General features: G+C 67.9%; 24 protein-coding genes. 12 read left to right on the top strand and 12 right to left on the bottom strand.

The window, feature by feature from the left end; all coding sequences use genetic code 11:
* Positions 1-13: 13 nt before the first annotated feature.
* Entirely contained in the window at positions 14-1,072 is a 1,059-nt protein-coding gene (locus VFC51_02230) for an LLM class flavin-dependent oxidoreductase (protein ID HZT05820.1), read from the top strand.
* Here the strand turns inward: VFC51_02230 and VFC51_02225 are convergent.
* A complete protein-coding gene (locus tag VFC51_02225) occupies positions 1,041-2,219 on the bottom strand; it encodes an acyl-CoA dehydrogenase family protein (GenBank protein HZT05819.1) in 1,179 nt (392 codons plus the stop codon). The genes VFC51_02230 and VFC51_02225 overlap by 32 nt on opposite strands.
* A gap of 145 nt (positions 2,220-2,364) precedes the next feature.
* On the opposite strand from VFC51_02225, the gene VFC51_02220 reads away from it, so the two are divergent.
* A complete protein-coding gene (locus tag VFC51_02220; GenBank protein ID HZT05818.1) occupies positions 2,365-3,513 on the top strand; it encodes a hypothetical protein in 1,149 nt (382 codons plus the stop codon).
* A 58-nt stretch (positions 3,514-3,571) separates the two neighbouring features.
* A complete protein-coding gene (locus VFC51_02215) occupies positions 3,572-4,009 on the top strand; it encodes a hypothetical protein (GenBank protein ID HZT05817.1) in 438 nt (145 codons plus the stop codon).
* Here VFC51_02215 and VFC51_02210 read toward each other — a convergent pair.
* The 5 genes from VFC51_02210 to VFC51_02190 all read right to left on the bottom strand — a co-directional run bounded on the left by VFC51_02210 (position 4,003) and on the right by VFC51_02190 (position 9,555).
* Entirely contained in the window at positions 4,003-5,358 is a 1,356-nt protein-coding gene (locus VFC51_02210; protein ID HZT05816.1) for a heterodisulfide reductase-related iron-sulfur binding cluster, read from the bottom strand. The two genes, VFC51_02215 and VFC51_02210, sit on opposite strands and share 7 nt — an antisense overlap.
* Entirely contained in the window at positions 5,358-6,623 is a 1,266-nt protein-coding gene (locus VFC51_02205) for an FAD-binding oxidoreductase (protein HZT05815.1), read from the bottom strand. The genes VFC51_02210 and VFC51_02205 overlap by 1 nt, the downstream gene beginning before the upstream one ends.
* 27 nt (positions 6,624-6,650) lie before the next feature.
* Positions 6,651-8,114: an FAD-linked oxidase C-terminal domain-containing protein gene (locus VFC51_02200; GenBank protein HZT05814.1), complete on the bottom strand. Its 1,464-nt coding sequence runs from the start codon at positions 8,112-8,114 to the stop codon at positions 6,651-6,653.
* Positions 8,115-8,125: 11 nt separating this feature from the next.
* Entirely contained in the window at positions 8,126-8,785 is a 660-nt protein-coding gene (locus VFC51_02195) for an alpha/beta fold hydrolase (protein ID HZT05813.1), read from the bottom strand.
* Positions 8,786-8,886: 101 nt separating this feature from the next.
* Positions 8,887-9,555, bottom strand: coding sequence for a DNA-3-methyladenine glycosylase 2 family protein (locus VFC51_02190; GenBank protein ID HZT05812.1), 669 nt, complete (start codon positions 9,553-9,555; stop codon positions 8,887-8,889).
* A gap of 211 nt (positions 9,556-9,766) precedes the next feature.
* Between VFC51_02190 and VFC51_02185 the strand changes: the two genes are divergently transcribed.
* A complete protein-coding gene (locus VFC51_02185; protein ID HZT05811.1) occupies positions 9,767-10,921 on the top strand; it encodes an ABC transporter ATP-binding protein in 1,155 nt (384 codons plus the stop codon).
* Here the strand turns inward: VFC51_02185 and VFC51_02180 are convergent.
* Entirely contained in the window at positions 10,902-12,395 is a 1,494-nt protein-coding gene (locus VFC51_02180; GenBank protein HZT05810.1) for an amidase, read from the bottom strand. The genes VFC51_02185 and VFC51_02180 overlap by 20 nt on opposite strands.
* 196 nt (positions 12,396-12,591) lie before the next feature.
* On the opposite strand from VFC51_02180, the gene VFC51_02175 reads away from it, so the two are divergent.
* Positions 12,592-13,020: a hypothetical protein gene (locus VFC51_02175; protein ID HZT05809.1), complete on the top strand. Its 429-nt coding sequence runs from the start codon at positions 12,592-12,594 to the stop codon at positions 13,018-13,020.
* The gene (locus tag VFC51_02170) at positions 13,010-13,255 is read left to right on the top strand and encodes an Ada metal-binding domain-containing protein (protein ID HZT05808.1); all 246 of its coding nucleotides are present in this window, start codon (positions 13,010-13,012) and stop codon (positions 13,253-13,255) included. The genes VFC51_02175 and VFC51_02170 overlap by 11 nt, the downstream gene beginning before the upstream one ends.
* 61 nt (positions 13,256-13,316) lie before the next feature.
* Here VFC51_02170 and VFC51_02165 read toward each other — a convergent pair whose 3' ends face one another.
* A complete protein-coding gene (locus VFC51_02165; protein ID HZT05807.1) occupies positions 13,317-14,549 on the bottom strand; it encodes an MFS transporter in 1,233 nt (410 codons plus the stop codon).
* Between the two features lie 170 nt (positions 14,550-14,719).
* On the opposite strand from VFC51_02165, the gene VFC51_02160 reads away from it, so the two are divergent.
* Together VFC51_02160 and VFC51_02155 are read left to right on the top strand one after the other, a co-directional pair.
* Positions 14,720-15,454, top strand: coding sequence for a cyclase family protein (locus VFC51_02160; protein ID HZT05806.1), 735 nt, complete (start codon positions 14,720-14,722; stop codon positions 15,452-15,454).
* Between the two features lie 107 nt (positions 15,455-15,561).
* Positions 15,562-16,293, top strand: coding sequence for a YceI family protein (locus VFC51_02155; protein ID HZT05805.1), 732 nt, complete (start codon positions 15,562-15,564; stop codon positions 16,291-16,293).
* A 47-nt stretch (positions 16,294-16,340) separates the two neighbouring features.
* On the opposite strand, the gene VFC51_02150 is transcribed toward VFC51_02155, so the two are convergent.
* Complete coding sequence (locus VFC51_02150) at positions 16,341-16,937, bottom strand: hypothetical protein (GenBank protein HZT05804.1); 597 nt, start codon at positions 16,935-16,937, stop codon at positions 16,341-16,343.
* Between the two features lie 35 nt (positions 16,938-16,972).
* Here VFC51_02150 and VFC51_02145 point away from each other — a divergent pair, with 35 nt between their 5' ends.
* Together VFC51_02145 and VFC51_02140 are read left to right on the top strand one after the other, a co-directional pair.
* Positions 16,973-17,293 carry a type II toxin-antitoxin system HicB family antitoxin gene (locus tag VFC51_02145; protein HZT05803.1) on the top strand — a complete coding sequence of 107 codons (321 nt, stop codon included), beginning with the start codon at positions 16,973-16,975 and terminating at the stop codon, positions 17,291-17,293.
* A gap of 178 nt (positions 17,294-17,471) precedes the next feature.
* Positions 17,472-19,625 carry an ATP-binding protein gene (locus VFC51_02140; protein ID HZT05802.1) on the top strand — a complete coding sequence of 718 codons (2,154 nt, stop codon included), beginning with the start codon at positions 17,472-17,474 and terminating at the stop codon, positions 19,623-19,625.
* A 12-nt stretch (positions 19,626-19,637) separates the two neighbouring features.
* On the opposite strand, the gene VFC51_02135 is transcribed toward VFC51_02140, so the two are convergent.
* A complete protein-coding gene (locus tag VFC51_02135) occupies positions 19,638-19,853 on the bottom strand; it encodes a hypothetical protein (protein HZT05801.1) in 216 nt (71 codons plus the stop codon).
* Positions 19,854-19,933: 80 nt separating this feature from the next.
* Here VFC51_02135 and VFC51_02130 point away from each other — a divergent pair, with 80 nt between their 5' ends.
* Positions 19,934-22,051: a hypothetical protein gene (locus VFC51_02130; protein ID HZT05800.1), complete on the top strand. Its 2,118-nt coding sequence runs from the start codon at positions 19,934-19,936 to the stop codon at positions 22,049-22,051.
* Here VFC51_02130 and VFC51_02125 read toward each other — a convergent pair.
* The gene (locus VFC51_02125) at positions 22,048-22,575 is read right to left on the bottom strand and encodes a PPC domain-containing protein (GenBank protein HZT05799.1); all 528 of its coding nucleotides are present in this window, start codon (positions 22,573-22,575) and stop codon (positions 22,048-22,050) included. The two genes, VFC51_02130 and VFC51_02125, sit on opposite strands and share 4 nt — an antisense overlap.
* A 180-nt stretch (positions 22,576-22,755) precedes the next feature.
* A complete protein-coding gene (locus VFC51_02120) occupies positions 22,756-24,486 on the bottom strand; it encodes a peptide ABC transporter substrate-binding protein (protein ID HZT05798.1) in 1,731 nt (576 codons plus the stop codon).
* A gap of 157 nt (positions 24,487-24,643) precedes the next feature.
* On the opposite strand from VFC51_02120, the gene VFC51_02115 reads away from it, so the two are divergent.
* Positions 24,644-25,135 carry a hypothetical protein gene (locus tag VFC51_02115; protein ID HZT05797.1) on the top strand — a complete coding sequence of 164 codons (492 nt, stop codon included), beginning with the start codon at positions 24,644-24,646 and terminating at the stop codon, positions 25,133-25,135.
* Positions 25,136-25,150 lie beyond the last annotated feature (15 nt).

Below are 25,150 nucleotides of genomic sequence, written 5' to 3'. Positions count from 1 at the left end.
GATCGAGGCGGCCATGACTGGAGATCTCACGCTGAGCGCGGTCGACCAGTCGCCCGTGCGCAAGGGCGGAACGGCCGCGGACGCCCTCCGCGAGACCATTCGCCTGGCCCAGGTGGCGGACGAGCTGGGCTACGCGCGCTACTGGGTCGCGGAGCACCACAACAGCGGCGCATTCGCGGGCACGAGCCCCGAGATCCTGGTCGGCCAGATCGCCGCGGCCACGCACCGCATCCGCGTCGGCAGCGGCGGAGTCATGCTCTCCCACTATTCCGCCCTCAAGGTCGCGGAGCAGTTTCGCATGCTGGAGACGCTTTTTCCCGGACGGATTGACCTGGGCATCGGGCGCGCGCCGGGAAGCGATCAGCTCACGGCCGCGGCGCTGTCGTATCCACGTCCGCAGGTCGACATCCAGTACTTCCCCGAGCAGGTGGCCGATCTGCTCGGTTTTCTCCACGGGGTGGCGGATCCGGCGCACCCGTTCGCCAGGATCCGCGTTCAGCCTGGCGGAACGCCAGATTCGGTCCCCGAGGTTTGGCTTCTCGGCTCGAGCGACTACAGCGCTCAGCTCGCCGCGTTGCTCGGCCTTCCCTTCGCATTCGCCGACTTCTTCGGACACACCGCGGCGATCGGTCCGCGAGTCGCGGCCCTGTACCGCGAGAAGTTCCGACCCACCATGTTCGGCGATCAGCCGCGCTTGAACGTCACCGTGCACGTCGTGTGCGCGCCCACGGAAGAGGCGGCGCACTTCATCGGGTGGACCCGGCGATTCACCCGAGCAGCGCGCATGCTCGGGATCCGCGGGGGGATGCTCCCGCCCGAGGAAGCCGCGGCCTACCCGCTGCCGGACGAAGTGCGCCAGGCGATGGAAGAATCCGCCCGCGGTACCATCGAGGGCACGGGCGAGCAGGTTCGCCGCCAGCTCCTCGACGTCGCCGAGCGCTATGGAACGACCGACATTGGGGTCGTCACCAACTGCTTCGCGTTCGCCGACCGCGAACGTTCCTACCGGCTGGTGGCGGAAGCGTTCGGGATGGCCCCGGCTAGCCCCACCGAGGCTGCTCGTCGGGATTGATGCCCAGGTAGGTTTTGGCGACCAGCTCGTGGGTGAGCGCGGAGTTCGCCGGGTGGATTCGGCCCAGCCGCGCATCGCGCCACAGTCGCTCGAAGGGCGCCTGGCGGAAGATGCCGAAGCCACCGGCCAGCTCAAGGGCCTGGTCCACGACCCGCCAGCTCGACTCCACGGCGTCGTACTTCGCGGCCACGATCTTCGCTCCCCACATCGGTCCGTGGTCGACGCCGTTCGACCAGTCGTCCGCGATGCGGTCGAGGTGCGGACCGATTCCCTCGAGCTCGATCGCCATCTCCGCGACGTTGTGCTGGACTTCCGCGTGATAGTGCAGCGGACGCGATAGCCCGATGGACGTGCGCTTGCTCACGCCTTCGATGGTCATGTCGAACATCCGCTGGGCCAAACCGTAATACACGTTGGCGAAGCCGAGGAGCGCCCACGCGAACAACGCACCGACGAATTGGTCGATCCCGGCGCCCCCCGCGGGCACGACCCGGGCGATGTATCGGTCGGGAACGAACGCGTCTGTGAGGATGGTGTCGTCGCTCTTCGTCGCCCGCATTCCGAGCGTGTCCCACGTCTCGCGAATCGTCAGGCCGGCGGTGTCACGAGGGACGAAGGCGTGGACGATCTTGGGGGCCTTCGGGTCGCTGGCGTCCATCGCATGGACCCCGAGTCGCGTCCAGACAGGCGTCAGGCTACCAAACGACTTGTGCCCAGTGATCCGATAGCCGCCATCGGTCCGTTCGGCCGTGCTGGTGGACAGGAGGACTGGCAGGTCGTTGCCCGATTCCGCGTGGCCGGCCGCGAAGACCTCCCCGTTGCCCGCTTCCTGCAAGAAGGGTTCCATGGATTGGTCGCCCATGCGCAACACGTCGGCGAACACGCCGGTCCAGTAGATGTGCATGTTCATGGCGAGCGCCGTCGGCGCGGCATGGTAAGCCAGCGCGCGCTGCTCCTTGCACACCTGGGCGAGCGACAACCCTTTTCCGCCAAACTTCTCTGGGACCGCGATGCGCAGGTAGTCGGCTGCCCGCAGCTCGTCGAAGTCCTCCTGAAAGAATCGGTTCTCCCGGTCGTAGATGGGCGCCCGCTCGGCAAACCGTGTCAGCATCTGATCGCTCAGGATCTCGGCTTTCGGCGGTGGCATGATCGTTCCCTTTCTCTCCGATGGCGGACGTTCCAGCCGCAATGGAGCGATAGGATACGATGAATGCTCCACCGGTTCCAGGCGAATGGAATCACTCGATGCAGCTTTCACAGATTCGTTACCTCAGAGATTGGGGGTTGCCGTCGTGGACGCCCAAACAGTCTTGCAAAACGTGGGGTCGATCGCCGACGAGTTCGCGCGCGATCGGTCGAGTCGGCAGCTTCGACGCGATCTGGACCGGAGCGACTTCGACCGTCTGGCCTCGGCGGGCTTCCTGCTCGTCGGCGTTCCCCTCGAGCTTGGCGGCATTTGGGACGGCGCGTCGCGCTCAACGCGACCGGTTTGCGAAATCCTCCGTTCGCTCGCCCGGGGCGACTCGTCGGTCGCCCTGGTGTCGGCGATGCATCCGGCCGTGCTCTCCTTCTGGCTCTCCACGAGTCGCGCGCCGGAGCCCTTCGCAGAGGCGTGGGCTCACCAGCGCCAGATGACAGCAGAGCTAGCGCGGGACGGCGCATGGTGGGGGACCATCACGTCGGAGCCGGGGAGCGGCGGAGACGTGGCCGAAACGAAGGCCATCGCCGAGCTGGCTGATAACGGATCGGAATATCTTCTCACGGGCCAAAAGCACTTCGGGAGCGGATCCGGCATCACCAGCTACGTACTCACCAGCGCCGTTCCCCAGGGTGAGACGGAGCCCGATTGGTTCTATCTCGACGTCCAAGGCCGGTCGTGGGATGGGTCGACCGGGATGCGGCTGGTGGCGCCGTGGGATGGACACGGGATGACGGCGACGCAAAGTCACGCCTTCGAGTTCACCAAGTTCCCGGCCACGCGGTTCGCATGGCGGGGCGCCTGGCGATCGGTCATGGAAGCGACCGGCGGTTTCGTCGGCTGTTGCTTCACGGCCGTCATCGTGGGCATCGTCGACGCGGCGCTCGGTCTTGCACGGCGGCGTCTGGAGGCGAGGCGAGCATCTCTTCGCGCTGTCGAGCGCGTCGAGTGGGCCCGAGCGTCCGTCGAGGCATGGCTCGTCGAACAGGCGTACGAAGGGATGCTGCGGGCGATGGAGGCGCGCGGAGCAGCGCCCGAAAGCGTGAACTTCGGCAAGCTCGCGGTCGCGGAGCTGGCGGAGTCGGCCCTTCGCCGCATCTGCCGCGTCTTCGGGGGAGGCGTGTATGCGCGCCAGTCCCCCTTCGGGTTCTGGTTCGAGGATGTGCGCGCGCTCGGGTTTCTTCGCCCGCCGTGGGGCCTCGCCTACGACCGCGCGTTCGAGGACTCCTGGACGAGCGGGTAGGTAGAACGTTGCCGGTTGGCGCACAATGTCGGAGGCAACGAAAGGAGGGAGCTTCGCCATGTTGAGCAGGGTACTCGGCTCTGTCTTGGGACTGTTGGTGCTCGCTGTTCCCACGTCGCTTGCGACGGCGCAGGGGGCGCCGGTCGCGTCAGGAAATTCCGCCCTGGGGACCATCCTCGTCGATCAACACGGAATGACCCTCTACACGCTGTCATCGGATCAGCCGAGCGTCAGCACGTGCGCCGGCGGCTGCCTTGGACTCTGGCCGGCCGCCACCGTGGACGATGCGACTGCCGACACGCTTCGCCAGGGTGCGCCCGCCGATTGGCTGGACCTGAGCAGCTTCCTACGCGACGACGGCGGCGGAAACCAGCTCACCTGGGGCGGCATGCCCCTCTATCGTTTCTCGCGCGACGCAGCTCCCGGCGACGTCACCGGGAACGGAATCAACGCTTTTGGCGGAACCTGGGCCGTGGTGCAGCTCGCCGGTCAATAAGTCCGTGGGCTTGTTTCTTGGGAGGCCTCCCCCCGTGGGAGGCCTCCCGTCGCGTTCCGACGTTTCTCAAGACGGCCGCCGCGGATGGACGCGTCCAGAATCTGGATCGAGTGGAGCACGGGCGGATCCGCGCGGACCCGGTCCAGGGCAGCGCGGAGCTGGAATATACATCCTGAATTCCCGGTGGCGACCGCGTCCGGTCTGACGGAGAGAACGTCGCGAGCCTTTCGGTCCCCCAGCAGGCGCGCGGCCATCGGCTGCAACAGGTTGTAGACGCCGGCCGAACCGCAGCAGATCGCTGGGTCCGGGACCTCGACCAGATCGAGGTCCGGAATGCCACCCAGCAGGGCGCGCGGCTGATCGCGTACACGCTGCGCGTGCTGCAGATGGCATGCGTCGTGGTAGGCGACGCGCGCCGCGATTGGGTGCCGGGGGGCACGAGGCCCAAGCTCCACGAGCAGCTCCGTGACGTCGCGGCAGGCCGCGGCGAACCGCTGCGCGCGCTCCGCGTAGCGCGGATCGTCCTCAAGCAGTCGGGCATAGGCCTTGACCGCCGAGCCGCAACCGGCCGCGTTGCTGACGACGGCGTCGACCTGAAGTCCCTCGAACGCGTCGATCATGGCGCGCGCCATGGCGCGTCCACGTTCCTCTTCTCCGGCGTGGAGAAGCAGCGCGCCACAGCAGGGCTGCCGCGCCGGCGCGACGACCTCGCACCCCTCCGCCGCCAGCACGCGGATGGTGGCCGCGTTGACTTCAGAGAGGTACTCCCGCTGGACGCACCCCAACAGGAGACCGACCCGTCCACGACGCTCGCCCTTCGCGGGCGTGACCTCCGGTGTCGGGACTGGCCTGGTCAGGGGGGGCAGGAGGGCATCCAGCGCGCGGACCGTGCCCGGGAGCATCTCCAGGATGCGCATCCGCTTGGCAGCCGCCCGAATGCCCCCGCGAGCGTAGAGCACGAGGAGCGGGCGGAGCGCGCGAAGTCGGTCCGGCCGCGGAAACAGACTGAAGATCACGCGCCGAACAACGCGCTCACGCCACGACCGCCGCACCCCGCGCGCAACTGCGCCGCGCGCGAACTCGAGAAGCTGCTCGTAGTCGACGCCGGAAGGGCACGCCGTCATGCAGGCCATGCAGCCGAGGCAGGTGTCGAAATGGTGGGCCCACCGTGGCGTGATGGCCGCTTCGCCGTCGTCGGCGAGCTTCAGGAGGAAGATGCGACCTCGCGGCGAGTCGGCCTCCTGGCCCCAGAGCCGGTAGGTCGGGCACGCCGACAGACAGAACCCGCAGTGAACGCACGTGTCGATCAGCGCTCGGGGACCGGTCGACGGTCGGTCTGGCGCCGTCATCAAATCCCGCCAACAAAACGGCCCGGACTGAGGACGCCGCGCGGGTCGAGCTGCGCCTTGACCGCCCGCATGAGGGGCAGGGCATCGCCCGGTGCGCCCCAGGCGTCGACGCCCCGGGCCTCCGGTGGTCGGCGCAGAATCACGAGAGATCCACCGCGCTCCTCGACTGCGCTCCGAAGGGCCGCCAGAAGGGGAACGATCCTCGATCCTTCCGCACGAACTGCGACCAAGCCGAGCCCATGCGCCTGGATCACCGCGCGCCACGTTGCGCTGTATTCCCGCTCGATCTTGCCCAGGATGGACGCCACGATGGAGATGTCCGTCGGAAGCACCGAGATCTTGACGATGGCCGGGTCCTGGATCGCCCCTTCGGCGTTCTGGTCCCACAGGCGCTCGCGCGCCTGCCACGCGTGCGTCGGACCGGCTGCCGCGCGTATCGCGCCGCACAGTCCGGAGATCTCTTCTTCTTGCTCCCCGACGCCCTCGGTCGTGCCCTCCAGCAAGACGTCAGCTTCTGCCCCGGCGCCGGTTGCGAGGCGGATCTGGACGGCCGACGGCGTCAGCGGCGAGGCGCGAATACGGGCTGCGATATCGGCTATCTCGGCCGCCGAAGCGGGGCCAATGGTGAGGGTCCGCGTCTCGTGGGGAAGCGGGTGCAGGCGAAATGTCGCGCGCGTGATCACCCCCAGCGTTCCGAAGGCGCCAGTCACGAGCTTCGGGATATCGTAGCCCGCGACGTTCTTCACCACCTTGCCGCCGCTTTTCGCGACGGTCCCGTCCGCGAGCACGACGGTGGCGCCGATGACGAGATCTCGAAGTCCTCCGTAGCGCAGACGAAGAGCGCCGGAGTCGTTCGCGGAGAGGATGCCGCCCACCGTCGCCGTCCTCGGCCACAGCACGTCCACGGCCAGCCGCTGGCGATGCTGGGCCAGTCGTCGCTGGAGGTTCTCGACGGTACAGCCGGCCTCGACGGTCACCGTCAGGTCGGACCAGGCGTGCTCGAGGACCTGCGATAGTCGTGCCGTTGACAGGACCGCGTCGACGCGCTGGGGCGCGTTTCCCCACTCCAGCTTCGTTCCTCCGCCGCGCGGAACGACGGCGAGGTCGCGCTCTTCGGCGAGACGCAGCACGGCCGCGACCTGTGTCTCGTCCGCTGGATCGAGGAGGACTCCCGGCCCAGCTTCGAGGTCCAGGGCGCCTCGCTCGCGGCAATGGGCCGAGCCGAGGACCTCACGGCAGCGTCTTTCGAAGTCGGCGAGAGCCATGCGAGAGGGACCGGCGGCGCCCATGGCTCAGAAGCGCTCGGCCACGCCGGCCATCTCCAATGGGTGCGGCCGGAACTCGCCCGGCGCCTCACCGCAGAGGCGGGGGCGGGGGAAGACCTTCGTCGGGTTCGCGAGACGAAGCGGGTCGAAGGCGCAGCGCACGCGCTGCATCACGTCGAGGTCCGGCTCCGCGAACATCTGCGCCATCATCTCCTTCTTCTCCTCGCCCACGCCGTGTTCGCCGGTGATGGAGCCTCCTTGTGCGATGCACAGCAGGAGGATTCGTCGGGAGAGCTCCTCAGCAGCGCCGAGCTGGCCGGGGACGCGCGCGTCGTACAGCACCAGCGGGTGGAGGTTGCCGTCGCCGGCGTGAAACACGTTCGCGACCCGGAGCCCCGCCTCCGCGCTCAAGCGCGCGATTTCGTCGAGCAATGCGGGGAGCGACGTGCGGGGGATGACGCCGTCCTGCACGATGTAGTTGGGAGAGATCCGCCCGACCGAAGCGAAGGCCGCCTTCCGGCCTTTCCAAAACAGGGCGCGCTCGTCGTCTGTCTGGGCCACGCGGATCTCGACGGAGCCCTGCTGCCGACATAACTCCGCGACGCGAGCGACGTGGGCGTGCGCTTCCCGCTCCGGCCCGTCCACCTCCACCAGCAGCAGCGCCCCACAGTCCGGATAACCGGCGTGGACCGCGGCTTCGGCCGCCTCGATCGCCAGCCGGTCCATCATCTCGATCGCGGCCGGGAGCACACCCGCCGCGATAATGGCGCTCACGGCGGCGCCGGCGTGGCTCGTCGAAGCGAAGGCCGCGAGGATCGCGCGCGTGCAGGGCGGGCGCCGCACGATACGCAACGTGATCTTTGTCGCGATGCCGAGCGTTCCCTCGGACCCGACGAACACACCCGTTAGGTCGTAGCCCGGTCGGTCAAGGGCCTTTCCCCCGAGGTGAGCCAGTGACCCATCGGGCAGCACAACCTCCAGGCCCAGCACGTGGGTTGTGGTGAACCCATACCTCAGGCAATGCGCTCCTCCCGAGTTCTCCGCGACGTTACCGCCGATGGTGCAGACCGACTGTGACGACGGATCGGGGGCGTAGAAATAGTCCCGCCCGGCGACACGACCCGTGACGTCGAGGTTGACCACGCCCGGCTCGACGACGACCCGGGCATTCTCGAAGTCCACCTCGAGAATCCGGTTCATCCTCGCCAGGCTGACGACGATGCCGTCCGCGACGGGAAGTGCGCCGCCACTCAAGCCCGTGCCGGCGCCGCGCGCCACGAACGGGATCCGTTCCCGGCAGCACACGCGCAGGATCCCTTGGACCTCCGCGGTAGACCGAGGGAGCAGGACCGCGCGAGGGATGGCGCGAAAGTTCGTCAGGCCGTCGCACTCGTAGGCCCGAAGGTCCTCGGTCGCCGTCAGGATGCCCCGCGGGCCGACGACGGAGCGAAAGGACCGGATGGCCTTCGTGAAGGTGGCAGCGGAAGCCACAATCCCTCCGATCACTGGGCCGCGGCGGCGTCGGGAGACGGGAGGGCACGCCCAAAGAAATCTCGGGCGATCTCGATCAGGACCGGCTCGAAGCCGAGCCAGAAGTGATCGGCCCCAGGCACAATGCGGAGGCAACTCGGGTCCGGGAGGCGGCCGGCGTACGCCTCAGCGTCGCCCTCGACCAGGCGATCGCGGTCCCCGACGACGACGAGCATCGGACAGGCAAATGGATCGCGGGTCGGCAGTCCGTCGCGAAGGGGCGGCGCGACGCACAGGAGCGCCGCGATGTCCGGCGCTTCGCGGACGGCCGCGAGGGCCACCCGGCCGCCAAACGAGTATCCTGCCAGGCCCACCCGGGTGATTCCGGGTTGCGCGGCGAGGAACGCGAGGGCGCCGAGCAGATCCTTGGGCTCGTCGGCGCCGTTGGTGCGCCGACCTGTGCTTCCACCCACGCCGCGGAAGTTGAATCGCAGAGAGGCGAGGTTCGCCTCGTGCAAGCCCTGGCATATCGCCGCCACGACATTGTTGTGCATGCTTCCGCCCATGTCCGGATTGGGGTGCGCGACCACGACGCCCGCGGTGACTTGCGCTCCGTCCGGAAGCCACAGCTCGCCCTCGAGAAGGAGCGCGTCATGGCCCGTGGGCGGGAAACAGACAGAGGTGACCGGCACGAAGACCTCCGGATCGGACTCGGCTCACGCCATTCTAGCCCGCTTCCGCCATGCCGGCCCGAGTTGAGCGGCCCGAACGCGCCAGCCCCGCGGTCGAGCGTCTACGCGCGTGCGGGACGGAGCGCGCGTTGGGCCTCGCGCGTTTGCCGAAGGAAGTCCCAGAGGATCACCGAGGCGATGCTCCGATAGGGACGCCAGACCTCCGCGCGTCGCTCGGCCTCGGACGGCGAAGGGGCCTCCGTCACACGGTCCAGCACGCGGATCGCTTCACGGAGCCCGAGGTCGCCACCGGAGAAGACGTCGGGCCGGCCCAGGTGAAACAGCTGGAACATTCTTACCGTCCAGACGCCAACGCCGGGCAGGGCCACCAGGCGGTGCTCAATCTCGTCGTCGGTGAGTTCCTCGACATCATCCAGCGCGCCGTGTATCGCCGCTTCGGCGAGGGCGCGCACGTACCGAATCTTCGCCTGGGAGAGCCCAGCGGCCCTGAGGTCGTCCGGCGTCAAGGCGAGCACGCGCTCTGGGTGGATCTCGCCGCCGCATGCGTCGGAGAGCTTGCTCACGATGGACCGACCGGCGTAGATGGAGACCTGCTGGTGAAGAATCGTGCGAACAAGCGCCCCAAAGGGCGTCGCCATGACCTCGATAATGCGGTCGACCGGCTCGGCCGGTGCGACGGCATAGAGACCGGGGTCCTGTGTCCGCCATGCAACCCGCGCGGCAGACCACTCCCGGGTAAACAGCTTCACGGCCTGGACGATCTCGGCCACGCGCGCCTCACCTCCACGCGGCTGCGGACGGCTGCCCGAGGTATGGTGGGCGCGATCCGGGCGGGGTTATAGTCTGCCGGCGTCGCTCTCTGCCAGCCCACCCGGTAACGATGAGGGCGCGCGGTGCGCCGGCTGGGTCCGAGCAATGGTGCGAGGACACTGAACGCGACGCCGTGGCAGTGCGTGTGGATCTCGGCACCCTGGGGTACGAATGAGCGTGAACGCGCCGCCGCGCCCGCAGCCGCATGCGAGCACGAATTCGGTCCTCACGCTGCGCGACGTGGCGAAGACGTTTGGCAACGTCCGCGCCGTGGACGGGATATCCCTCACGCTCGAACAGGGCGAGCTCCTCACGCTGCTCGGGCCGAGCGGCTGCGGCAAGACCACCACGCTCCGCATGGTCATTGGGCTGGAGCGGTGCACGGCTGGTGAGATCGAGTGCATGGGCCGCGTCGTCGATTCACGGGAACGGCGGATCTTCGTCCCGCCCCACAAGCGGAACATGGGGATGGTGTTCCAGAGCTACGCCATCTGGCCCCACATGTCCGTGTTCGAGAACGTGGCGTATCCGCTTCGCGTTCGTAGGATTCGGGGCGCAGAGGTCCGGTCGCGGGTGACGCAGGCCCTGGGGCTCGTCGGGCTCGGAAGCCTGGGCGACCGGCCGGCGACGATGCTGAGCGGCGGCCAGCAGCAGCGCGTCGCCATCGCTCGGAGCCTCGTTTTCGAGCCCGACATCCTGCTCCTTGACGAGCCCTTCAGCAACCTGGACGCGCGGCTGCGCGAGCAGATGCGGGTCGAGCTTCGGCTCCTTCAGCGCCGCCTGGGGATCACCGTGCTGTTCGTGACCCACGACCAGATCGAGGCCCTCAGTCTCTCGGATCGCATCGCGGTCATGGATGCCGGTCGTATCGAGCAGATCGGGGCGCCGCTCGATCTGTATCGTCGCCCGGCCACGCCGCGCGTGCGCGATTTTCTTGGTCAGACCGTCATGGTCAAGGGGCGGGTCGTGAGCGCGGACGCCGCCGGGACGGTCACGGCCCGCCTCGGTTCGAATGGCACGTCGGGTGTGGTCCTGACCGGACGCTCGGCGGGCGGCGACCTGCGCGCCGGCGAGCCGTGTACGCTGGCTATCCGACCGGAGCACGTGTCGGTCCGACCGTCGACCGACGCGCTCGACGGCGAGGCCAACCGCGTCATCGGCCGCATCGAAGCGCTGCTCTTCGTCGGCGAGCGGTTCGAGGCGAGAGTGGCCCTTCCGTCCGGCCAGAGCGTCAGCGCGTACCTGCCCGCCAGCGAGGAGTGGCGCCAGGAGCAGGAAGTCGCCCTCGCGTTCCCGGCGGATCGGCTCATTCTCTGGCCGGAGTAGCCAGGTCCGGCGCGCTCGCGGGGGGCGGGATAGGGCCTCGAAGCCCCTCATACGCGTGCGCGATGCGAAGAAGCAGCCCCTCGGAGAACGGCCGCCCCAGAATGCTCAGGCCGAGGGGGATCCCACCTGCGAGCCCCATCGGGACGGTGAGGGACGGAAAAGCGGTGGCGGAGCTGAGCCCATTGTTGGACCCGCGGCCGCGCCGAGACTCGGCCGACGTCAGGATGTCGTCGGGCACGAGGGGCGGAAAGTGGTCAGCGGTCGGAAACATGAGCGCGTCCACGCCCGCGTCGGCCATGACCTTCAGCACTTCGCGGCGCAGCTCTCTGCGGTTGACGAGCGCGGCAAGGTAGGCGGGGCTGTTGGTCGTATGGCCGATGGCGTCGGCCAGGAGGGCTCGTTGGCTCGGCATCACCAGACCGTCCGGCGCCAGTACGATCTCCCGTAAGGAGCGGACGGGCGCGTCCGGTATCTCGGTGAGGTACCGGTCCACTGCCGCCTCCGACTCCCCGACGCCACTCGCCTGCTGTAGCAGCTCCACGACGCGGCCCATGGCGACCGGATCGACGATCTTCATCCCGGCCTCGATCATGGCGCCGATGGCACGGTCGAAGGCTGAACGCACCTGTCCGTAGTCGTCGGCGGACGGATCGCTGTTGGCGCTGAGCCGCTCGCGCACCACGCCGATCCTGACCTCGGCGGGGACGTCGTCGAGCAGCGCCGTGTAGCTCGGGGGGACTCGCCCCACGCTGTACGCGGTCGTCGAGTCGTTCGGATCGTAGCCCGCGATAACGTCCAGCAGGACGGCGGCGTCGCGGACCGTGCGGGTCATTGGGCCGAGCGTATCGCGCGACGGCGTGCCGGGCAGCATTCCGAATCGACTCACGAGCCCGACCGTCGGTCGAAGGCCGACGAGCGCGTTGTGGGAGGCGGGATTTCGAATCGAACCGCCCGTGTCCTCCCCGATTCCAACCACCCCAAAACGCGCCCCCACGGCGGCGCCCGTTCCGCACGAGGAGCCACCCGGCGCGCGACGCGTGTCGTACGCATTGCGGGTGTAGCCGAAGGCGGAGCCGTGATAGCCAGGCTGTGCGAATTCGCTCATGGTGTTCTTGGCGAGAATGATCGCCCCTGCCGCGCGGAGCCGGGCCACGACAGTGGCATCGCGGCCGGATCGATAGTGCTTAAAGAGGGCGGAGCCAAATGTGGTGGGCATGTCGGCCGTCTCGACCTGGTCCTTCAGCATGGTGGGGATGCCGTGGAGCGGGCCGGCCGGCCCGGACCGGCGGAGAAGCGCGTCGAGGCGGTCCGCCTCGTCGAGAGCCGCCGGGTTCAGGGTCTCAACGGCCGTGAGGCACGGGCCCGACCGATCGTACGCGGCGATCCGGTCCATGTGCCACTGAACGACCTCACGAGAGGTAATCTTGCGGTCGCGCAGGGCGCGAAGAATGGAGTCGATCGTCGCGTCGAGCATCCGCGTTCCTGACGGGGTGGGCCTTGGCCGGGAACCGATCATAGTGGCGCGCCGGCGGAGCGGTCAAGACACCGCGCCCGTTCCTGGCTGCGCATGTTGACCGGCTGGCCCCTCCGGTGTTACAAGGCCCGAGTGGCGACCCCGCGCGTTCTCCGCGCGAGTGACGCGATTGCGCGATTGATGGAGGTGGGCGGACATGCCCGAGCCAATTCAGCGATTCCGGTACCGGGGCCCGAATGCCGAGGGCGGTCGCGACAGCGCGCCGGGGCGCAAATCGTTTCCCATGTGCGAGACAGATAACGTGGTCAGCACGGTGCAGATCTTCCAGAAGGGCGTCCACAACAACCTCCATCTCCACTTGGTGGAGGACGGCTACTGGCTCGTCCTCGGCGGCCGCGCCCGGTTCCACGGCGAGGGGGACACCATCATCGCGGAGCTGGGAAAGTACGAAGGCGTGCTGATCCCCGCCGGTACCAAGTACTGGTTCGAGGGAGTAGATGACGAGCCCCTCGAGATCCTTCGGGTGAACTACCGAGTCCGCGAGGGCCCACGGCGCGTCGATCACGACTTCGCAGGCGACGGGGCCCAGGCCGCGGCAGCGGTCGCCCGACGCGATGGTGCGTGACCTGATGCCGAAGAGTTCCGCTGTGGCGAATTCGTCGAGCCCAGCGTCCACCTCGGGTGAGCCGGTGCCCACGGCATGCGCTCCGCTGCACGGTTGCCGCTCGACCCGGATCTTCTGCCTGCCGACGTGCCGCTACGATACGCGGGTCCTGGATCGGAACCGGGTCGTCTTCACAGACGCCGACGCCGCGCTCGGCGCCGGCTACCGCCCCTGTAAGGTCTGCCGGCCGGTCTGAGCCATCCCGCACGGTGCACTCTCTGAGCGGCGTCGGTGCGCCACGCCATCAGAGAGCGCGACTACCTGGCAAGCGCGGCCGGGGGCTGCGCGCGCTCCCCCGCGGGGCCCACCGCGATGGCGCGGCGCCTCGTGTCGGGCCCGAGCGTGCCCATGATTGTCGCGACCGTGCCCAGCGCCACGCCCACCGCAACAAACGTGAAGCCAAATCCGAGCCGCTCCGCGGTGAATCCCACGACGAGGGGGGCCGCGGCGGTTCCCGCCTCTGCCAGCAGCGACCATACGCCGAGAAACGCCCCACGGCGGTTCTCTGGCGCAAGATCCATCGCGTAGACCTGCGAGACGCCCGTGCACACGCTCTCGCCAAGCCCGTACAGGACGACGATCGGTGCGAGGTGGCCGAAATCGCCCCCAAGGGCCAGGAGCGCCGACGCCACCCCGTACCCCACAAGGCCGGGCACGAGCGTGCTCTTGCGCCCAAACCGATCGACGAGCATGCCGTTCGGAAACGATACGGCCAGGGACGATACGCCCGCCACCGTGATCAGGGCGCCGATCTCGCCCGTCGTGAAGCCCCGGGTCGTCTTCAGGTAGAGGGGGAACAGCGAAGCGAAGATCCCCTGGCTCATCATCGCGACCGCGAAGGTCACGAGGCTGATGATGACGAATTGGCGGGTCAGGAAGATTCGAAGCGGCAACCGTTCGCGCTCCGCGGCGGGCGCCCGCTGCATGGCAGCCGCGGCCTCGGGCCGGGTCTCGCCGATGAGGAGCCCCATCGCCACGATGATCACGACCTTCGTCAGCGCATTGAAGACGAAGATCGAGCGAAGGCCGAACGCGGACGCGAGCGCGGCTCCCACGACAGGCCCGAGGACGAATCCCAGGCGTGTCGACATCGACCGCAGGGCGACCGCCCGCCCGCGATTCGTCTGAACGGTCAGGTCGGCGACCAGGATCGATGCGCCAGTGGTCCAGACCGCGACGCCCAGGCCGCCCACGAACTCGAGGAGCAGATAGGCCGTGTAGCTGTCGGCAAAGTACTCGGCAAAAAGGGAGGCGCCGCGAATCGTCAGACCCGCGATCAGCATCGGCTTTCGTCCGAATCGGTCCATCAGGTAGCCGGTGATTGGGCCAGAGATCAGGTGCGAGACGGAGTTGGTGGACGTGATCAGGGTAACAAAGAGAACAGGAACACCGAATGAGGCAGCGAAGAGGGGGCGGGCCAGGTTGTTGGCGCCGGTGCCGAAGCTCCATAGAAAGAAAACGGCGAAAACGGGGAGCCCGCGAGGGCTCAAAATGCTCCGCATCGTTGGCCAGTGTACCATCGGCCAGCGTCGACAGTTGGGGAACGGGCGGCCGCCCTTCGACGGGCCTGACCTGAGCGAAGCGGTGGGTCTCAGGGCGAACGGGTTTGGCGGGACGGATCGAATCCCGGATAGTTACCGGAGACAGGGAGGCGCGTGAGATGGATGCGAACTGGATCGATATCTCGGTCCCGCTCCACGACGGCATGGTCCACTGGCCGGGGGACCCGCCGGTGCGCATAACGCGCGTTCAGCACATCGGTCGTGGCGGCGCCGAAGCGAACGTCTCGTCCATGACCATCGGGACCCACACGGGGACCCACATGGATCCGCCTCTTCACTACGTCCCGTCGACGGCCAGCCTGGACCAGATGCCGCTCCACGTCGGCATCGGCCCCGCGCGGGTGATCGAGATCGCCGACCGCGTCGCCATTACCCCGGACGAGCTGGCTCGGCACACGGTGCAACCGGGAGAGCGGATCCTCTTCAAAACGCACAACTCGACGTGGTGCTGGGCGGACGACGCGTTCGTGGAAGACTACGTCTACATTACGCCGGAGGCCGCACGCGCGCTCGCGCGGGCCCACGTCTTGCTGGTCGGGATCGACTATCTGTCGGTGGGCGGGTACCACGCCGACGGGGCCGCGACGCACCGGGCGCTGCTGGAGGCCGGTGTTTGGATCCTCGAGGGCCTCAATCTCTCGCACGTCCAGCCGGGCCCGTACGACCTCGTCTGCCTCCCTCTCCGGATCGCCGCAAGCGACGGCGCGCCTGCGCGCGCCGCGATCCGCCCCCTCCGGCGCGAGCAGGATGCAGAAGAACGTGCGGGAGCCGTTCGTGCTGAGCCCTTCGGTTTCACTCAAGGCAGGCCAATTGAAGCACGCCGCGCCCTTTGACTGGATCAGGGCGAGCGGTTCTTGAGCAGCCTGCCTGGGCCGGGCCGCCGATTGCACGTCCGGGGCTGTATCCTTTCGGCGACAAACTCCCTGGAGATGGCGCCTTGGTGCGTCGTGCGCCGTCACGGATCTGGAGGCCGGTGGCCTTCGGGCTCGCGGTCCTGCTCGCGTCGGCGGCGTGTTCCCTGGGCAGCTCCCCCGCTGGCCCCGGTAGGCCGAACGGGGGATTGAGCGACCGCGCCGCGGCATCTCCGGTGCCGTCGCGCTCCCCCATCCCCCCACCTCCCGGCTCCGTGCGCGTCACGATCGTGACCGAGCAGACGGCCGCGCGGTACCGTGCGCAGGCTGTCATCATCGGTCGCTCGTTCCCCACCGAGATCATCGGCGAGACCCGCGACGTCAGCGGCTCGCTCGTCATTCGGCCGGACGGCAACATCGCCCCCGATCAGTCCAGGATCGTGGTGAATCTCCAGTCCCTTGCAAGTAACGACCCCCGCATCGACGACTACGTGAAGGCGAATACGCTGCAGACCGACCAATTTCCAGAGGTGATCTTTGCCCCACGGATCGCGAACGGCATCAAGAGCCCCCTCCCCACGGAGGGTCCGGTCAACTTCCAGCTCGGCGGCGATCTCACGATTCGCGGCGTGAGCCACCCGATGTCGTGGATCGTGACCGGCGATGTCAACGGCGACGTCGTGCAGGGCAGCGCTCGCGCAGTCGTGTCCTTTGACGATTTCAGTCTGCCGCTTCCCGTCGCGCCCAACGTCGTGAGCGTCGATAAGCGGCTAACCCTGGAGATCGCCTTTGACGCGACCAAGTCCGCGTTCGGCGAGTAGGCTGCCCGGCGGAACCGTGGGGCGGGAGCGTGTTCGCGCTTGTTCTTTCAGCCGAACTTCCCGCCAGCCGCCGACCAGAGGGCCAGTCCGACTGCCTGAGCCTTCCAGTCTGCGCCCAGGACAGCCGCCCGCTCGCGTAGCGCCTCGGCGTATCGAACATAGTAGGGGACGGTGAACTTGGGCTCGCCAAGCTGACGGACCGCCGCGCCCACCAGCTCGTCGAGGAAGGGGTAGAGGTCTGGGCAAAAGGCGGCCAGCGCGGCGGAGGCGGTGGCCGCCCCAACTCCAGCCAGCTTCGCCAACCGCACAACGGGGAGGCGGGGGTCCGGGGCCATCTCGAACGCCTCCATGGTCGCGGTGCGAACGTCGGCATCGCGATTGCTCTGGACGAGCGCCAGATTTCGGGCGCGCCATTCGCCGCGCGTCATCTTCCATCGTGTGAGGCGAACCAACTCCGCGCGCTCCAGGAACGGCGGCGACCGGTCGGCGATGGACCGGGGCAGCTCGCCGCGATACCAGTCGTCCAGCTCAATCAATCCGGCAATGTGCTGTGCCGCGACGACGGAAGGGTATTGCTCGAGCGCCGCGGTCCAGCGCTCGGGATCCGGCTCGCTCCACAGCTGTTGCGCGTCCGCGATGCTCATTTCCAAGACCTCGTCCACAAAGTAGAATACCCACCATGACGCTGGATGAGTATCTCGCTGTCCCGTACCTGCTGACGATGGAATCCGTGTGTAGAGCGGACGGCGAGTGGGTGCGGCGGGCGAGCTATCCGGAGCTGCCCGATTGTGTCGCCGAAGCGGATACCCCGATCGAGGCGATCGAGCAGGTCGACGAATTGCGCAGGCGTCTGATCGTGGAGATGCTGGGCCGAGGCGACCCGATCCCCGTGCCACGGCCCCCACTGGTCTCCGCGGTCCGTCCGCTGGACCCCGACCGCCTCGAGTTCGCTCGCTGGCTCGTCCAGCAGCGCCGGCTCACGGACGAGTCGACCGGGTAGCGACTCTCGCGGCGGGCCGAGCGGCCGGCTTGGCGTCGCCGAACCCGTGGATGGAGCGACACGTCGTGGTCACGCCCATTACGTTGCATCCCAGCTTCGGGCACCAGACGCTGACCGGATGAAGAGCCCGCGGTTCGCGAGTCTCAGGGCACGCCTGCTCCTGCTCATTGCAGGGGCAATGGCCCCGATGATCTTGTTCGTTCTCGTGACGGGCGCTACACAACGCCAGGTTGCCTTCCAGCAGATCCACGATCAGGCGCTGCGTGAGGCCCAGTTCGTTGCCGGGGAACAGGCCCGCCTTCAAGACTCGGCCCGAGAAACGCTCGCGGTCCTCGCGCAGCTCCCGGCCGTGCGAAGCGAGGATCGGGACGGATGCGCCGCCACGCTGGCGCGAATCCTGGCGCTAGAGACCCTGCCCTACGGAAACTTCGGTGTTGCCGATCCTTCTGGCGCAGTCATCTGTAGCGCCGTCGACGCGGGGCGCGACGTCAGCGTGGCGGATCTCGAGTACTTCCAGCGGGCCGCGACGACTGGGCAGTTCTCGGTCGGCGAATATCGCGTGAGTCGGTTCACCGGACAACCGTCACTGACCTATGCGTATCCGCTGCTCGATTCAGACGGCGCAACGAGCATGATTCTCTTCGCCACGATGAACCTCACGTGGCTCGGCGGCGCTGCCGCCAAATCTTCGCTTCCGGACGATGCGACGCTGAGCATCGTCGACCGACGCGGCGTGATTCTCGCGCGATACCCCGACCCAGAGGGCATCGTGGGGGAGCAGGACGCCCGAGCTGACGCAACTTTCGCGCTCCTCGCGAACCAAAACCGGGCAAAGCTCGAGGGCATCGGGCCGAACGGCACCGAACAGCTGATCGGCGCCGTTCCCACCACGAATGGGTCCGCGTACATCAGCGTCGCGATTCCCGCGGCGGGGGCAACGAGCGGGGCCGCGCGCATCCTCCTCACGGGGTTCCTCGCCGTCGCGGCTGTGGGGGTGGTGGCCATTGCCGCCTCCTGGCTTATTGCCGAGCTTGCGATCTTGCGTCCCGTTCGGTCCCTGGTGAGTGCGGCGCGACGCCTGGGCAGCGGCGACCTGGGTGCCCGAAGTGGGATCCCCTACAGCCTCGGCGAGCTGGGAGAGCTGGCGCAGGCCTTTGACCAAGCGGCCGAGGAGCTGAAAGACCAGAGCGAGCAGATGCGCCAGACGCAAAAGCTGGAGGCCCTCGGCCTCCTCGCGGGGGGCATCGCTCACGACTTTAACAATCTGGTCACCGGCATCATCGGATTCAGCGGCCTCGTTCTCGCCAAGCTCCCAAGCGATGACCCGCTCCACACGTTTGTCGACCAGATCCAGGCGGCGGGTGAGCGCGCGGCAAACCTTACTCGCCAGCTCCTCGCGTTCAGCCGCCGGCAGCCCCTCGAGCCCCAGGTGCTCGACCTCAACACGGTCGTCGCTGAGCTGGAGCACCTGCTGCGCCGCGCGATCGGCGAGGACATCGAGCTGGTCACGCAACTCGACCCCGAGATCGGCAACATCGAGGCGGATCGCGGCCAGATCGAACAGGTGCTCGTGAACCTCGCCGTGAATGCCCGCGACGCCATGCCCCAGGGTGGGAAGATCACCATCAAGACGGGGACCGCGGTCCTCAGCGAGGAGTACGTGCGCCAGCATGAAGGCGCGCAGGTGGGCCATCATGTGATGCTCGCCGTCACGGATACCGGAATCGGGATGGACGCTGAGACGCAGAAGCGAATCTTCGAGCCCTTCTTTACCACCAAGGAGCCGGGGAAGGGGACCGGCCTGGGGCTCTCGACGGCGTACGGCATCGTCAAGCAGAGCGGCGGGACGATCTGGGTCTACAGCGAGCCCGGCCACGGCACCACGTTTCGCATCTACCTGCCCCGGGTCGACCGGCCGGTCACCATGGCCGGACGGCAGGGGGCCCCGGAGCGGCTACCCGAAGGAACCGAGACCGTCCTCCTCGTCGAAGATGACAAGATCGTGCGGACGTTCGCCACGACGGTCCTGCAGTCTCTCGGCTACCACGTGTATGTAGCGTCGAATGCCATGGACGCGCTCGCCATCCTGTCCCGTCGCCAGGACTCGATCGACCTCTTGATCACGGACCTGGTGATGCCCGGGATGGGCGGGCGCGAGCTCGCAGAGAAAGTGACAGCGCAGCGCCCCGCGATCCGGGTCCTCTTCATGTCGGGGTTCGATCCCGAAACACGCATCGGTCAGCGCGCTGTGCCGTATGGCAAAGTGTTCCTCGCTAAGCCCTTCACGGACCTGGCGCTTTCGCAGAAGGTGCGGGAGGCCCTCGTCGGGTAGCGGGATGCGGGGCTACGTCAAGCCCTCGGCGTGGGTCCCTAGGTACTCCGCGATGATCTCCTCGAACGGGACTTCACGCTCGGCGCCAACCGGGATCTCGGGATTGTCCAGCGAGTCGATGTAGCGCACCTGGACGTTGATACTTCCCGGGAGCACTCGCTGCACTTCCGCGATGCTGCCGTCCGATAGGGTGTACTGCGCGCCGGGCTTCAGGTGGCTGGGGTTCATGAGACATACTCCGCGCGGCAGGGTGACCGGCTGATGATACACGTGGGCCCGCCGCTTCGCGGTGACGGATGACCCATCTCATGCCGACGATCGGGGAGCGACAGCGTATTACCGGGCTGGATCGATGGGCGGCTTGGCTCGGCGCAACCGTGTCGGGCGCCTCGCTCACGCTGGTCCTCGTCGCGGACTTCGGATGGTTTGGTCCGCTCCTCGCTGGCGCCGCTGTCAGCATTGTCGCGGTGGCTACGGCGCTGTGGTGGCGACCGCCGATCGATCCTCGGGGCTTTCGCCCGGGCCACGACGCGGCAATCGCCGCCGCAATCCTGGCGGTCGGCTGCGCTCTCATCGCCCCGGGATCCGAAAACATCGTCGGGCCGCGCGATCCAGCGGTGTACGTCGCCACCGGCTTCGCGATCTCGCGCTGGGGTGGAACGACGATCCACGATCCCGCCCTCGCCGAGCTGGCGTCCGGTCTGCGTCCAACCGAGGTGAACGATTGGTTCTTCGAGAACGTCCTCAACCACGCGCGCATCCGGTTCCCGACGCAGCTGTTCATCCGCGACCTCGACGGCGGGACCGTGGAGGGCGGCTTTCTGCCCGTTCTCCCCGTGTGGATCGCGCTGGCGGCCAGTGTGGCCGGAGTCGAGGGGGCGCTGCACGTCTCCGGCGCATTCGGGGCCCTCGCCCTCGCGTACGCGATGTTGGCCGCCGCGGCGACGTGCGGCCGTCGTACCGACCCCCGGCCGTCATGGGCTATCGTTGGCGTCCTCCTCGCCACCTCGTTTGCCCAGGTGTGGTGGGCGCGCGAGCCAATGGCGGAGCCGGTGCTGGGCGCCTTTACATGGATCAGCGCCTGGAGTGTCATTCGGTGGCGAACTGAAGGGTCGAGTCGATGGGCGGGGTTGGCCGCGCTCAGCGCCGCCGCGGCCCTCCTTGCTCGGGCGGACGGTGTGCTTCTCGTGCTCGCGGTCGGGCTCCTCGCACAGGGTAGTCCGAACGACGGGCGCCGATGGTTGGCATTGATCGGCGGCGCCGGCCTCGTCGCGGCGATTGCCCATTATGCGCTCGTCGCGCCCATCTACGTGGCGACCACCTACAGCGGCTTCACCGCGACTCGCGGAGCGATCGGCATCGCGGCGGCCGCGGGTCTGGTCGCCGCGATCGTGGCTACGCGGTCGGCAGGCTGGAGGCTGAGAGACCTCCCGTCCCGCCACGCTCGGGCGTGGCTTGGAGCGCGCAGAGGTGTGGCGCTCGCGGTCGCCGTCGTTGGCCTGGGCGCGGCGCTGATCGGCGTGGCGCCGAACGCAGGCCGCGACCCAACCGAGGGCGCCGGGTCACCCATCGCCTGGGTGGCCGGGTATGTACCCTGGCCGATCCTCGTTCTCACGGCCATCGGGCTTGCTGTGACCGGCTGGCGCGGCGCCCCGCGCCAGCTCATGCCCGTCCTGATCATTGCCGGTCTGCCGGCCCTGCTGTATCTTCCGGACCCGCTCGTGACGGGCGACCATCCGTGGATGGTACGCCGGCTGGTACCAGCCGTCGTGCCGCTCATCGCGATGCTGGCCAGCGTCGGCGCCACCGCTCTGTGGCGCGCGCCGGGCTGGTCCGACGCCGCGGCTGGGTCTTCTTCCCCTGAGACGGGCGGCGCTCTCGTGGGCTCCGCAAACCGACAGCCACGCGCCCTGGCGGCCGTGGCGCGCGAATGGTGGACCGGGGCGCGCGTGCTCGGATGCCCGCTCGCGGCGATCCTCTTCGGGCTGGGCGTGGCGATGGGCGTCGTTCAGGACCGCGACTTCGTCGGTCCGCGCCACGCTTCCGGGACGATAGCGGCGCTCGACGCGATTGCCAGGGCGGTCGAGCCGGGCGCCGTAGTCGTCTTCTCCGCCGGTCCCACAGGGATCCACGCGGCGCTCCCACTCGACCTCGATCTCGGCGTCGACGCCTTCGCTCTCCCGACTGGCGCGCTGACGCCCGCCATTTCCGCGTCCATGGCACGACTGGCGGCGAATGGACGGCCGATCTACTGGGTCCAGGAGGGCGGCATCACCCCGACGCTCCCGCCAGGGGTCACGGCGGCGCGCGTCGCCGAATTCCACCTCCGATACCGATCTGCAGACAATGGTCCCGTCCCCCCGCCGCTGCGCTTCAAGCGCGTCGACGATCTCGTGGTCCTCGACCGGCTCGTTTTTCGCGACTAGCGATAGGATGAGAACGACTTGGGGACCGGGGTTCCGTAGGTTGTGAAGGTGATCGGCGTGGGGGGAGCGGCCTGGGTCGCGATGACGGTGTATGGCGTGTCGCTGGAATCGCCGCTCAGACTGTCGACCACCACGGTGTACGTTCCCACGCCGAGATTCGTCACCGGAACCACCTCATCCTGCGTCCCGCCATTGTCGGACGAGCCGTACAGAGATCCGTCGGGGCCGTAGACGGTCAGCTCGTAGTCGCCAGCCAGGTTGGTGAGCGTGACGGTGAAGTCGGTCGTGTCCGCCACGTCGAGGAGCCACGTGTGCTGCGTTGAAGGGTCCGTCAGCGCGGCCTGAAACGGCGTGTTCATGCCCATCGGGCATCCCGAGTCTGAGGGCTGTGTGCAGTCGTCCTGGGCCTCCGCCCTCGGATCGGCAATCAGCACCGCGTTGGCGAACATTCCGATGGCGAACGCGCTCAAGCCAGCCAGGACAGCGAGACGAGCGGACAGTGAGCGTGGGAACGGCGAGGACATGGAGTTCTCCTGAGCCAGTGGTTTGGATTCCGTACCATTACCTGCCCACGGAGTCGGTTCGGGGCCGGCGGCTGACGTGGTTCAGCCCAGGTGGGCAGTTCCCTATTGTAACGGTGGAGTATCGCAAAGTCCCGCGGGCCCTGGGCCCCGCGACGCGTCACATCGCTGTACCAAGCGTCGCTATCGCACGTCCCACTGCTCGGCGTTCCAGGCTGGCGTCGCCTGGGACCCGCCAGCCCCGACGTTCAGGAGTCGATTCCCGATCATGATGGGTCCGGCATTGTAGAAGAGGCCGATGGGGATCACCTGGTCCGTCATGTGGTGGACGATTTGTGCCAGCACCTGTTCGCGATCGGCCTTGGGGACGGTGACGTAGAAACGCTCGATCAGCGCGTCCAGCTCGGGGTTCTGGTAGCGCATCCGGTTGCCACCGCGGTACTGGTTCTCCGGCAGCGCAGACTCCGGGCCGTAGTAACGGGTCAGCGAGTCGGGCGTGAGGTCATTGGGCTGGCGGACCTCCTCGAACGCGGGGAAGTTGGCCCGGTACTCCCGATCTGCTGCGCGCTGGCGCGGGACGACGACCGGGTCGACGGACACGCCCAGATGCTGCCAGTTATCGGCAATCGAGAGCATGGTCTTCTCCTGCAGGTCGTCCCCGCCCGTGGTTCGGATCTCGAGCCCCAGCCGCTGTCCGGCAGCGTCGTGAAAGAAGCCATCGCCTCCCTTGGCGTAGCCCAGATCCTGCAGCGCATCGCCCGCTTTGCGCACGTCGAAGTCGTACTTCACGATGCTGGTCGAAATCACGTTGAACTCCGCCGTATTTGGCGAAACGTAGCTATGCGCCACGGCGCTCTGCCCCGCCTGAAGGGTGTCAACCATGGCCTGCCGATCGATCGCTTCGATGAGGGCGCGCCGGAATCGGACGTCCGTGACGATTGGCGGAGTCGGGTTCAACATCTGTGGATAGGCCGCGAGCCAGCTATTGAGAGAGACGGCCATCTTGCCATCGGGCCACTGATCGCGCACCTGGGTCGCCTGCTCGAGCGAAAGGCCGCGGCCCATCGTCAGCTCCACTTCGCCGGCGAGGATGCTGGCGATGATGGCGTTCGGGTCGGGAATGAATCGCAGCTCCACCTCGTCGATCTTCGGCCGCCCCAGGATGTAGTTCTGATTCGCGACCAGGATGGCATAGCTGCTGCGGGAGAAGTCGCGGAGCTTGAACGGGCCGGTTCCGACGAAGTCCTGCGTCCAGTAGGGCACCTGGGTGAAGTTGGCCTTGTCGTCCGTGTAGGCGTGCTCCAGGAGGTGCTTCGGCAGCGGCACGGCAAAGTTGTAGGTGAACATCGCGTCGGCCTGGATGAATGGCTTGGACCAGCGCACGATCACGGTTGACGGGTCAGGCGTATCGACGCCGTCGATGCTGGCGTAGGCGGCGTTTCCCAGCGCGGGAATGTCTCGATCGGTCCCCACCTGAACGGTGAACGCGAGGTCGTCGGAGGTCACGGGTGTGCCATCATGCCAGAGTGCGCCGGCTCGGATCTTCCACGAGGTCTGCATCCGACCGTCGGGGAAGAGCTGCCACTGCCCGTTGTCGATCGACGGCACTGCCTGAGCGAGCTGTGGCCGCAGGCTGCCCTTGTCGTCGGGCTCGGTCAGCCCAGCGTTCACAAGCTGCTCGAGGGCGTCGACCCCGGGGATTCCTCCCGAACCGGCCCGGCTCACCGCGTAGCTGAATGTGGTCGGATCGCCCATGATCGCTGCGACGACGCGCTTTGGGCCGGTCGACTGGGCCGGTGCGCCGGTCGCGGCGCCGCCGGTCGACGGGACACTGCTCGGAGTCCCGCAGCCTGCAACGAGGAGGAACATGAGACTCGTGAGCAGCGCGAGTCGACGACGTGGAAGCTTCTCCATCGGCCCCTCAGCGAAAACCCGCCCGCATGCGCAGCGCGGTCGACCTTCGATCTGATGGTAAGGGTCCCGGGCCGGCCGAGTCAACGGACGATCGACGCGCGTGATAGGCTGAAAAGAGACCCAGCAGCGAGAGCGCCACACGGGGTGGGAGGACCAAATGGTGAAACAGGTCTTCGCGGGAGTAGCCGCCGGCGCGGTTGGCACGGTGGCCCTGAACGTCAGCACGTCCATCGATATGGCCTGGCGGGGACGCCCGCCCAGCGAGGTGCCCGCTAAGGTCGCGGACAAGATCGCCGGGAAAGCGGGTTTGCGCCTGGTGACGGACGAGGAGGCGTCGCATCACGAGCAACGTCGCTCGGAAAAAGTGAAGAACCGTCGCGAAGGGTTGGGCGCGCTGATGGGGTATGGAGTCGGTCTTGCGCTCGGAGCTCTTTACGGCTCAGCGCGCGCGATCGTGCGGGACGTGCCCATCCCAGCCGCGGGCATCCTTCTCGGCGGCGCGGCGATGGCCGCGAGCGAGGTGCCGGCCACAACCCTCGGCGCGACTGAGCCATCCGAGTGGGGATTGGCAGGTTGGACCGCCGACGTCGTCCCCCATCTGATCTACGGGTTGAGCACCGCGCTCGTCTACGAGGCGCTCGCCGCCTAAGGGCGACCGCCCGCG

This window comes from Chloroflexota bacterium (genome assembly GCA_035652535.1).
Lineage (GTDB): Bacteria > Chloroflexota > UBA6077 > UBA6077 > SHYK01 > DASRDP01.
This window is presented reverse-complemented; position numbering and strand designations above follow the sequence as displayed.